The organism is Streptomyces sp. NPDC037203, from assembly GCF_055605065.1.
Window position 1 is genome coordinate 562,841 of the sequence record NZ_JBVJUC010000004.1, and the last position, 9,357, is coordinate 572,197.

8 protein-coding genes are annotated in these 9,357 nt (G+C 73.0%); 6 read left to right on the forward strand and 2 right to left on the reverse strand.

The window, feature by feature from the left end:
- Positions 1-79: 79 nt before the first annotated feature.
- Positions 80-2,236, reverse strand: coding sequence for a protein kinase domain-containing protein (locus ACZ7EC_RS15890; protein WP_471062845.1), 2,157 nt, complete (start codon positions 2,234-2,236; stop codon positions 80-82).
- Positions 2,237-2,382: 146 nt separating this feature from the next.
- On the opposite strand from ACZ7EC_RS15890, the gene ACZ7EC_RS15895 reads away from it, so the two are divergent.
- From ACZ7EC_RS15895 to ACZ7EC_RS15915, 5 genes are all read left to right on the forward strand, one after another.
- On the forward strand, positions 2,383-2,637 hold the full coding sequence (locus tag ACZ7EC_RS15895) for a peptidase (protein WP_471062846.1): 255 nt from the start codon (positions 2,383-2,385) through the stop codon (positions 2,635-2,637).
- A gap of 103 nt (positions 2,638-2,740) precedes the next feature.
- Positions 2,741-3,247, forward strand: coding sequence for an EamA/RhaT family transporter (locus ACZ7EC_RS15900; RefSeq protein WP_471062847.1), 507 nt, complete (start codon positions 2,741-2,743; stop codon positions 3,245-3,247).
- Positions 3,248-3,299: 52 nt separating this feature from the next.
- The gene (locus tag ACZ7EC_RS15905) at positions 3,300-4,070 is read left to right on the forward strand and encodes a class I SAM-dependent methyltransferase (protein ID WP_471062849.1); all 771 of its coding nucleotides are present in this window, start codon (positions 3,300-3,302) and stop codon (positions 4,068-4,070) included.
- Between the two features lie 178 nt (positions 4,071-4,248).
- A complete protein-coding gene (locus tag ACZ7EC_RS15910; protein WP_471062851.1) occupies positions 4,249-5,067 on the forward strand; it encodes an ABC transporter ATP-binding protein in 819 nt (272 codons plus the stop codon).
- On the forward strand, positions 5,064-5,837 hold the full coding sequence (locus ACZ7EC_RS15915; protein ID WP_471062852.1) for an ABC transporter permease: 774 nt from the start codon (positions 5,064-5,066) through the stop codon (positions 5,835-5,837). Before ACZ7EC_RS15910 ends, ACZ7EC_RS15915 begins: the two co-directional genes overlap by 4 nt.
- 32 nt (positions 5,838-5,869) lie before the next feature.
- Here the strand turns inward: ACZ7EC_RS15915 and ACZ7EC_RS15920 are convergent, their stop codons facing one another.
- Complete coding sequence (locus ACZ7EC_RS15920; RefSeq protein ID WP_471062854.1) at positions 5,870-7,834, reverse strand: lamin tail domain-containing protein; 1,965 nt, start codon at positions 7,832-7,834, stop codon at positions 5,870-5,872.
- 205 nt (positions 7,835-8,039) lie between these two features.
- Between ACZ7EC_RS15920 and proC the strand changes: the two genes are divergently transcribed.
- Positions 8,040-8,852 (forward strand): pyrroline-5-carboxylate reductase, encoded by an 813-nt coding sequence (proC, locus tag ACZ7EC_RS15925; protein WP_471062856.1) that lies wholly within the window; start codon positions 8,040-8,042, stop codon positions 8,850-8,852.
- The last annotated feature ends 505 nt before the right edge of the window (positions 8,853-9,357 follow it).

A 9,357-nucleotide genomic window follows, 5' to 3' on the forward strand; every position in this document is an offset into this window, starting at 1 on the left:
GATGTCCTCGTGACGCCCGCACGACGAAGGGGCCGCCTCCACCAGGGGGCGGCCCCTTCTCGCTCGCGACCGGGGCCGTTCACCAGGCCGACGGAGCCCGTCCGTCGAGCGCGAACACCGAACCGTCCGGAGCGGTCGCGTACACCTGCGGGGCGGCGAGCACCGGCGCGGCCCGCAGCGCCGCGACCCGCCCGGTGCCGTCCCCCGGCCGGGCCGGCGTCTGCCCCGCGAGCCGTCCGCCCCGCGCGTCCACGGCGAGCAGCCGCCCGTCACCGGCCGAGAAGTACAGGTACCGGTCCCCGGCGACCAGCGCCGAGCCCCGGCTCACCGAGGTCTCCAGGTGCCACAGCCGCTTGCCGGCTCCGGCGTCAACGGCGTCCAGGCCGCCGTTGACGTCCAGCAGATAGACCACGCCCCGGCGCACGACGGCGTGGGCATCCGGCCGGGGCGCGGGCAGCGGCACCCGTCGTAGGGTCCCGGACGCGCCGTCGTACCGCACCACCGCGTCCGTGTCGCCGTACACCGGGTCGGCGGACAGGAAGAACACGGCGGAGTCCTCGGCGCCGACCGGTCGCAGCAGCCCGGTCAGCACCGTGTCCCAGCGCACCGCGCCGGTCTCCGGGTCGAAGGCGACGACCCGTGTGCTGCGGCCGTCCGCGGAGGTGGTCGAGGCGTAGGCGGCGGCGCCGCCCGGATACCAGTCGACGCTCGGCCGGCCGGTCCCCGGCAGCCGCCGGCTCCACCTCGTACGACCGGAGGAGCCGTCCACCCCCGTGACCGTGCCGTCGGCGGCAGTGATCAGCAGCGTCTTGTCCGTGTACTGCGTCCCGGCGCCCGCAGGCAGGGTGCGCCGCCAGCGGGTACGGCCCGTGTCCGGATCGAGGGCCACCACCGTCCCGGCCGCGTCGCGCACCTGCGCGAGACCGCCCGACACCGCGGGCGCCGCGCTCCAGCGCGCCCCCGCGAAGGAGTGCCGCCACCGCACCCGGCCGCCGCGCGGATCGAGCGCGTACGCCTGCCCCGCGCCGGCGCACAACACCTTGCCCGCGCCGACGGCACACCGGGGCGCGTCGCGCTGCCCGGCGACCGGCACCGTACGCCACCCCGCGAACCCGACCGCCGCCGTCCGGGGGTCCTTCGCCGCGGGGACGTCGGCACCCGGCCACCCCGCCCAGGCGAGGGCCCCGCCGACGACCAGCGCGAGCGCCCCGGCCGCGACGGCGGCGATCCGGCCGGGCCGCGGGGCGCGCCTCTCCGGCTGCGGCGGCGCGTGCTCCGCAGCCCGTGGATCCGTACCCCACGGATCCTTCGCCGCCGGTACGCCCCTGCTCCCGGAGGCACCGCTGCTCCCGGCACCCGCCGGGCCGGCCCCGCGCTGTGCCGGTATGAACGCCTGGGTGTCGTACGACGCCGCCACCGACCGCAGTTGCCGCATCAGCTCGTCCGGCGTCGGCCGCTCGTCCGGGTCCTTGGCCAGACAGCGCCCGATCAGCGGCGCGAGAGTCGCCGGCACCCCCGACAGATCGGGCTCGTCGTGGACGACCTGGTAGGCGACGATGTACGGGCTGTCGGAGTCGAACGGCCCCCGCCCGGTCGCCGCGTGCACCAGCACCGAGCCCAGCGCGAAGACGTCCGCGGCCGGGCCCACCTCCCGCGGCCGCCGGAACTGCTCGGGCGCCATGAACGGCGGCGTGCCGATCAACTTGCCGGTCTCCGTGCGCAGTTCGCTGTCCGTGGGCCGGGAGATACCGAAGTCGATGACCTTCGGGCCGTCCTCGGCGAGCAGGACGTTGCTCGGCTTGAGGTCCCGGTGCACCACGCCCACGCGGTGTATGTCGCGCAACGCCTCCGCGAGCCCCGCCATCAGCCGCCGCAACTGCCCGGCGTCCAGCGGCCCGTGTTCCTTCACCTGCTCGGAGAGGGTCGGGCCGGGGATGTAGAGCGTGGCCATCCAGGGCCGTGCCGCCTCCGGGTCGGCGTCCACCACGGGCGCGGTGAACGCACCGCTGACCCGGCGCGCCGCGGCCACCTCCTGCCGGAACCGGCCCCGGAACTCCCGGTCCCGCGCGAACTCCGCGTGGACGACCTTCACCGCGAGCCGCAGCCCGGACGTGCTGCGGGCGAGGTGGACCACACCCATGCCGCCGGAGCCCAGCCGGGACTCCAGGTGGTAATGCCCGGCGTACTCGGGCATATCGTTCTCCGCGCTCGCTCCGGTGCTGCGCTGTGGCGTCATCGACTGGACCGCCCCCCGTGCTCCTCGTCCGCGCGCGACGCACGGAGCCTAGTCGATGGCTCGTACGAGACCGAGGCGGCTTGCTAACCTCCGTTCGCATTCGACGGTCCCCGTCTTCCGGCGGGGCTTCACGGGGGAGAATCCGCATGTCCGTCCGCTACTACTCCGTCGCTCCGGGCGTCCGCGTCAACGTCCGCAGCGGCCCCGGCACCGGGTACGGCATCGTCCGCACCCTCGCCGAGGGCGCCCGGATCCCGATCTACTGCCAGACCTCGGGCACCACGGTCACCGGCACCTACGGCACCTCCGGCATCTGGGACAACATCAGCGACGGCGAGTTCGTGGCGGACGCGTACGTCCACACGGGCAGCGACGGCTACGTGGCGGACCGCTGCGGCTGACACCCCGCGGCGCGGCTCCCGGGCGGGGGTGCGCTGACCCAGGGCCTTCCCCAGCCCACGCCCCGCCCATGAGTCCGCCGGCGTCCGGCGCCATAATCGTCCCGTGAGCGACGAAACCGGCGCCCCGCGCGCCCCGGAGCGATCCGTCGGCGGACCCCGGCCCGAGCCCCTGCGCTTCTTCGGCACGTCCTGGGTGAACCACGACGACGGCTACGCCGCCCGCCGTGCCGGTGTCGCCGTCGGCTCCCTCGTCGCGGCGGTCGCCTCCTGCTTCGTGCTGCGCTTCGCCTTCCAGGGCCTGCAGATCGCCGACACCGGCGCCTTCGTGACCGTCCTGGTCGTCGCCATGTTCGCGATCTGCACCGCGCTCGCCTTCGCCAACACCCTGGCCGGCTTCGGCAAACGCCAGGACCCGCAGCGCCAGGCGTCCCTGCGCGGGCTGCTCGCCATCGGGTTCGTCGGCACCCTCCTCGCCTACTTCGTCCGCTCCCTCACCGAGGCTCCGGGCGAGAAACTGCACCGTGCGGAGTACGAGGAGGCCCGCGCCGGACACGCCGCGCGCACCACCCGCCGCTCCGGCAACCCCGCGAAGAAGAAGCGCCCCCGCTGACGTCCGGGCAAACCCGCTGTCGTACCCCGCGTCCACCGGCGACCATGGCCGTATGACGACCACGCGACCCGCCGAGTCCGACCGCGCCCATTCCTTCAACGCGGCCGCCGCCCAGTACGCCGCCAACCGCCCCTCCTACCCGCCCGCCCTCTTCGACACCATCGAGAAGGCGGCAGGCCGCTCGCTGGCCGGCGCGCGGGTCGCGGACGTCGGAGCGGGCACGGGCATTTCCACGAGCCTGCTGCACGCGCGCGGCGCGGACGTCCTCGCGGTCGAGCCCGGCGAAGGCATGGCCGCCGAGTTCCGCCGCGGCAACCCGGACATCCCCCTGGTCCGCGGCAACGGCAACGCCCTGCCGCTCGCGGACGCCGGCCTCGACTTCCTCACCTACGCCCAGTCCTGGCACTGGACCGACCCGGCCCACTCGGTGCCGGAGGCGCTGCGCGTGCTGCGGCCGGGCGGGACGCTCGCCCTGTGGTGGAACAAAAGCGCCCTGGACATCGAGTGGGCTGCGGCGGCGTCCGAGCGCGTGTACCGCGCCGCCGGCCTGGACTCCTCGCAGGCCAACCGCGACGACCGCGTGGAGCTCGCCGACCCCAGTGGCCGCCTCGGCCTCGTCAAGCACAAGCTGCGCTGGAGCCGCCGGGTCGCCCTCGACACCCACCTGGCCAACATCGGCAGCCACTCCCACTTCCTCGTCATGGACGCCGCCGCCCGCGACGCCTTCCTGACCGAGGAGCGCGGCCACCTCCTGAAGGTCTTCCCCGACGGCGTGGTCGAGGAGACGTACGACGTGCTCCTCCTGGTGGCCCGCACCCACTGACGACCACCCACCGCCGGACCGGCACGGCCGCGCCCCGCCACGGACTGTTCCCCGCGTGTGGGGTGCGTGGCCGCCGTCCCTTGCCTGCCCTCCGCCCTCCCCAAGGCCGGCCGTCCGGCAAGCGCACGGGGGCGACCGGCTCTTGACGGCCCGCCCCTCCGGGCTAATTATTCACCGCGTGATGAATTATGTGCCGCCGGCCGCGGCCCCTGTGCCGTCCCCGCCCGCCGCCATCCACGCCCGCCACCTCACCGTCGTCCGCGGCACCCGCACCGTCCTGCGCGACCTCTCCTTCACCGTCCCGCCCGGCCGGATCACCGGACTCCTCGGCCCCTCCGGCTGCGGCAAGTCGACGCTGATGCGCGCCATCGCCGGCACCCAGGCGAACGCCACCGGCACCCTCGACGTCCTCAACCGCCCGGCCGGCCACCCCACCCTGCGCACCCGCATCGGCTACGTCACCCAGGCCCCCTCCGTCTACGCGGACCTGACCGTCCGCCAGAACCTGGAGTACTTCGCCGCCGTCCTCGACCCCGGCCGCGCCGCCGCCGACCGCCGCCGGGCGGCCATCACCCGCGCCCTCGCCGACGTCGACCTCACCAGCCACGCGGACACCCTCGCCGGCTCCCTCTCCGGCGGCCAGCGCGGCCGGGCCTCCCTCGCCGTCGCCCTGCTCGGCACTCCCGAACTGCTGGTCCTGGACGAGCCGACCGTCGGCTTGGACCCCGTACTCCGCCGCGACCTGTGGCAGCTCTTTCACGAGCTCGCCACCACCCGCGGCACCACCCTCCTCGTCTCCTCGCACGTCATGGACGAGGCCGAGCGCTGCGACCGCCTGCTGCTGATGCGCGAGGGCGGAATCCTCGCCGACGGCACCCCCGAGGCGCTGCGCACCCGCACCGGCACCGAGACGGTCGAGGCCGCCTTCCTGCACCTGGTCGACGAGGCCACGACCGCGGCCCGCACCGGGGAAACCGCCAAGGAGAGCACCCGATGAACCCGACGCCCGCGCCCCGGCCCGCCGCCGCCTTCAGCCCCGCCCGCACCCTCGCGACGGCGGCCCGCGTCCTGCGCCAGCTGCGCCACGACCCCCGCACCATCGCGCTGATGATCGTCGTCCCGTGCCTGATGCTGGTCATCCTGCGCTACGTCTTCGACGGCGGCGCGCACACCTTCGACACCCTCGGCGCCTCGCTGCTCGGGATCTTCCCGCTGATCACGATGTTCCTGGTGACCTCCATCGCCACCCTGCGCGAACGCACCTCGGGCACCCTGGAACGCCTTCTCTCCCTCCCCCTCGGCAAGGCCGACCTCATCGCCGGCTACGCCCTGGCCTTCGGCGCCTTCGCCGTCCTCCAGTCGGCCCTCGCCACCGGCCTCTCCGTCTGGCTGCTCGGTCTCGACGTCACCGGCTCACCGTGGCTGCTCCTGCTCGTCGCCCTCCTGGACGCCCTGCTCGGCACGGCTCTCGGCCTCTTCGTCTCGGCCTTCGCGGCCTCGGAGTTCCAGGCGGTCCAGTTCATGCCGGCCGTGATCTTCCCCCAGCTCCTCCTCTGCGGCCTCTTCACCCCCCGCTCCGCCATGCACCCCGTCCTCGGCGCCGTCTCCGACGTCCTCCCCATGTCCTATGCCGTGGACGCCATGACCCAACTCCTCCACCACCGCGACCCGACCCCGGCCTTCGCCCGCGACACCCTGATCGTGGCCGCCTGCGCCCTCCTGGTCCTGGCCCTGGGCGCGGCGACGCTACGACGCCGCACTCCATGACCGGACGGCCGCGGGACGGGAACGGCGGGAGCTCAGCAGGGGAAGGTGCCGCTGTAGAGGGCGTGTCCGTACGACGGGCTTCCGGAACCGAAGCCGTAGACGCCGTCGTCCGCCCAGACGGCCTCGCGGGAGCCGGCGACGCAGGTGGAGGCCGGTGCGAGGGCGAAGCCCTCCAGGTTGTCGACGGGCATGACGGCCGGGTTGGTGTAGGCCACGTCGGGGACGATCGCGCCCGCGGCGCCGACCTTCAGGAAGGTGTGGGTCTCGCCGCAGACGTTGTCGCAGGTGGCGACGATGCGCTGGGTTCCGGCGTCGAACGTCACGTCCACCACGGAGGTCTTGCCCGTGGAGATCGCGCCGAACGTGGTGAAGGTGCCGTCGGAGTTCAGGCCGTAGGCGTGCAGCGTGCCGTCCCACTCCAGGCCGGCGAAGAACAGACCCGAGCCGTGCAGCGGGTAGTTCGCCGGGTCGTAGGCGGCGCCGGTACGCGGATCGGTCCAGCCGTTCGCGGTCAGCCAGCCGTCCGGCACGTAGGCGACGCCCTCGAAGCCCAGGTTGGCGTCGTCCTTGTCACCGGTGTCGAGCTGCGGGAACTGCGCGGTCATGTCCCACTGGTGGACCGGGGTGAGCGTCGAGCCGCCGGCGGACGGGTCGAACTCCATGATCGTGTCCTTGGGGACCGTGTTGTCCGCGTTGTCGCGCTCGGAGGTCACGTAGAGGTGGCCGTCGCCGCCGACCGTCAGGCCCTCCGAGTCCGGTGCGCCGGAACCGCCCGCGAAGCGGATCTGCTTGCCGGCCGCGCTCCACGACGGGTCCGGGATCCACTTGCCGTTGCTCTTGACCAGCTTGAACAGCCAGCTCTTGTTCTTGACCGCCCACAGCACCGACGGGTTCGCCGGATCGAACGCCAGGCCGCTCAGGTCACGGCCCTCGGGCCCGGTGGACGTGGTGAAGGCGCACACGTCGTCGGCGATCGTGACGTCCTGGCCGCCCGGCCACGCCAGAGTGCCGGCCGGGGTGGCGGCCGTACCGGTGGGCGCCTCGGGAGCGCAACCGCTGGTGAGCGAGCCGCCACCGCCCAGCAACCGGCCCGTGCCGCCGCTGCCGCCGTCAGGGCAGGTGTTCGCGCTCCCGAGGGAGGCGGTCACGGACGTCCGGAAGGCGCCGGTGCCGTCGGCGCAGCGCTCGTCCGACGGTTCGGCGCCACCGCTCGCCCAGGTCACCGAGTCGACGGTGGTCCCGTTGCCGTCGGTGAGGAAGACCGAGTCGTTGTCGCCCAGACCGAGGGCGGAGTCGAACGTGGCGTAGCCGCCGGCGGGAATGCTGGTCGTGCTCGGGGAGGAGGCGGAGATCGAGGCCGGGGAGTGGCTGGTGTCGTTGTCGACGTACTTCCACGATCCGATGCCGACCGCGCTCGGACCGCCGTTGTACAGCTCCACGGTGTCCGCGCCCCCGGAGGTGACCTCGTTGATCCGCACCTGGCTCGCCGCCGGGAGCGAGGCGGGGCAGCCCGAGGCGTTCGGGGCGCCGAACGTGGTCGCCGTGGTCGTGGTGACCCACGCGCCGGTGCCGTCCCCGCCGCACCGCGCCATCGCCGGCTTCGCCTTGCCGGCGGCCCACTCGACGCGGTCGACGACCGTGCCACCGGAGGTGTAGATCACCAGCTTGTCCGAGTCGCCGAGCCCCTTGGGCGAGTCGAAGGTGACGAAGCCGTGGGCCGGTACGGTGCTCGCGGACGGGCTGAACGACTGCGGCGAGAAGCTGTCGTCGGCCACCTTCCAGCCGCTGACGCTCACCGGGGCCGAGCCGGTGTTGTACAGCTCCACCGTGTCGTCGCCCGACGAGGTGACCTCGTTGATCCGGACGTTCTGGTAGCCGGCCGGGTCCGCGGCCGCCGCGGGCTGGGCGGCGACCAGCCCGGTGACGAGCAGTCCTGAAAGCGTCAGAGCAGCGGCGCACACGGAGGCGACGCCGGGACGCGAGTGCGAAGTAGTCACGAGGCGGGACTCTGGCGACACCATCTTGAGACAGCGTGTACGCCGGCTGAATGCCACCTGCTGGCCACCGGAACGCCAGACGCGCATCCCCGCCGGGCAATGCGACGGCACCACCGAAACCGGGCGGGAACGCCGTCCCGGACCCCCGCCGTCCGCCAACCGGACGACAGCCCGGCCCCGGACCGCCGGTGCCAGACTGATCCGCATGACCCAGAAAGTCGCAGTACTCGGCACCGGCAAGATCGGCGAAGCCCTGCTCAGCGGGATGATCCGGGCCGGTTGGGCCCCCGCCGACCTCCTCGTCACCGCCCGCCGCCCCGAACGCGCCGAAGAACTCCGCGCCCGCCACGGAGTCACCCCGGTCGGCAACACCGAGGCAGCCAAGACCGCCGACACCCTGATCCTCACGGTCAAGCCGCAGGACATGGGCGCCCTGCTGGACGAACTGGCCCCGCACATCCCCGCCGACCGCCTGGTCATCAGCGGCGCCGCGGGCATCCCGACCGCCTTCGTCGAGGAACGCCTCGGCAAGGGCATTCCGGTCGTCCGCGTCATGACGAACACCCCGGCCCTCGTCGACGAGGCCATGTCCGTCATCTCCGCCGGCACCCACGCCACCCCCGACCACCTGGCCACCGCGGAGGACATCTTCGGCGCCGTCGGCAAGACGCTCCGCGTGCCCGAGGGCCAGCAGGACGCCTGCACCGCCCTGTCCGGCTCCGGGCCGGCGTACTTCTTCTACCTGGTCGAGGCCATGACCGACGCCGGCATCCTCCTCGGCCTGCCCCGTGACAAGGCCCACGACCTCATCGTCCAGTCGGCCATCGGCGCCGCCGTGATGCTCCGCGACAGCGGCGAGCACCCGGTGAAGCTCCGGGAGAACGTCACCTCCCCCGCCGGTACGACGATCAACGCCATCCGCGAGCTGGAGAACCACGGCGTCCGCGCCGCTCTCATCGCCGCCCTGGAAGCCGCCAGGGACCGCAGCCGCGAGTTGGCCTCCGGCACGAAGGACTGACCCCGGCCGAGCGGGGCCGACCGGCAGTTGACACACCTCGGGGCGATCCGTAAGGTACTCCGAGTTGTCCGATGTGAGCGCCGACTCCGGTCGGTCCCCGGACAGCCATTCCGCGAGCACCACCCATTCCGACGCCCCGGTGTCGAACACTTTGGTGTGCGTATTCGCGAAATGAGGAATCCGCGTTCGAAAGAACGCAGCCCCCGATTAGCTCGGGAGCCCGGAATCCGCTAAAGTCTCACTCGTCGGAACGGCCCAACGGCCGGGAAGACAAGCCCCGCTGACTGGGGGTCAGACACCGAAAGGGTCTGATAGAGTCGGAACCGCCGGAAAGGGAAACGCGAGAGCGGGAACCTGGAAAGCACCGAGGAAATCGGATCGAGAAGATCTGATAGAGTCGGAAACACCGGAGGGAAGCCCGGAGGAAAGCCCGAGAGGGTGAGTACAAAGGAAGCGACCGTTCCTTGAGAACTCAACAGCGTGCCAAAAGTCAACGCCAGATATG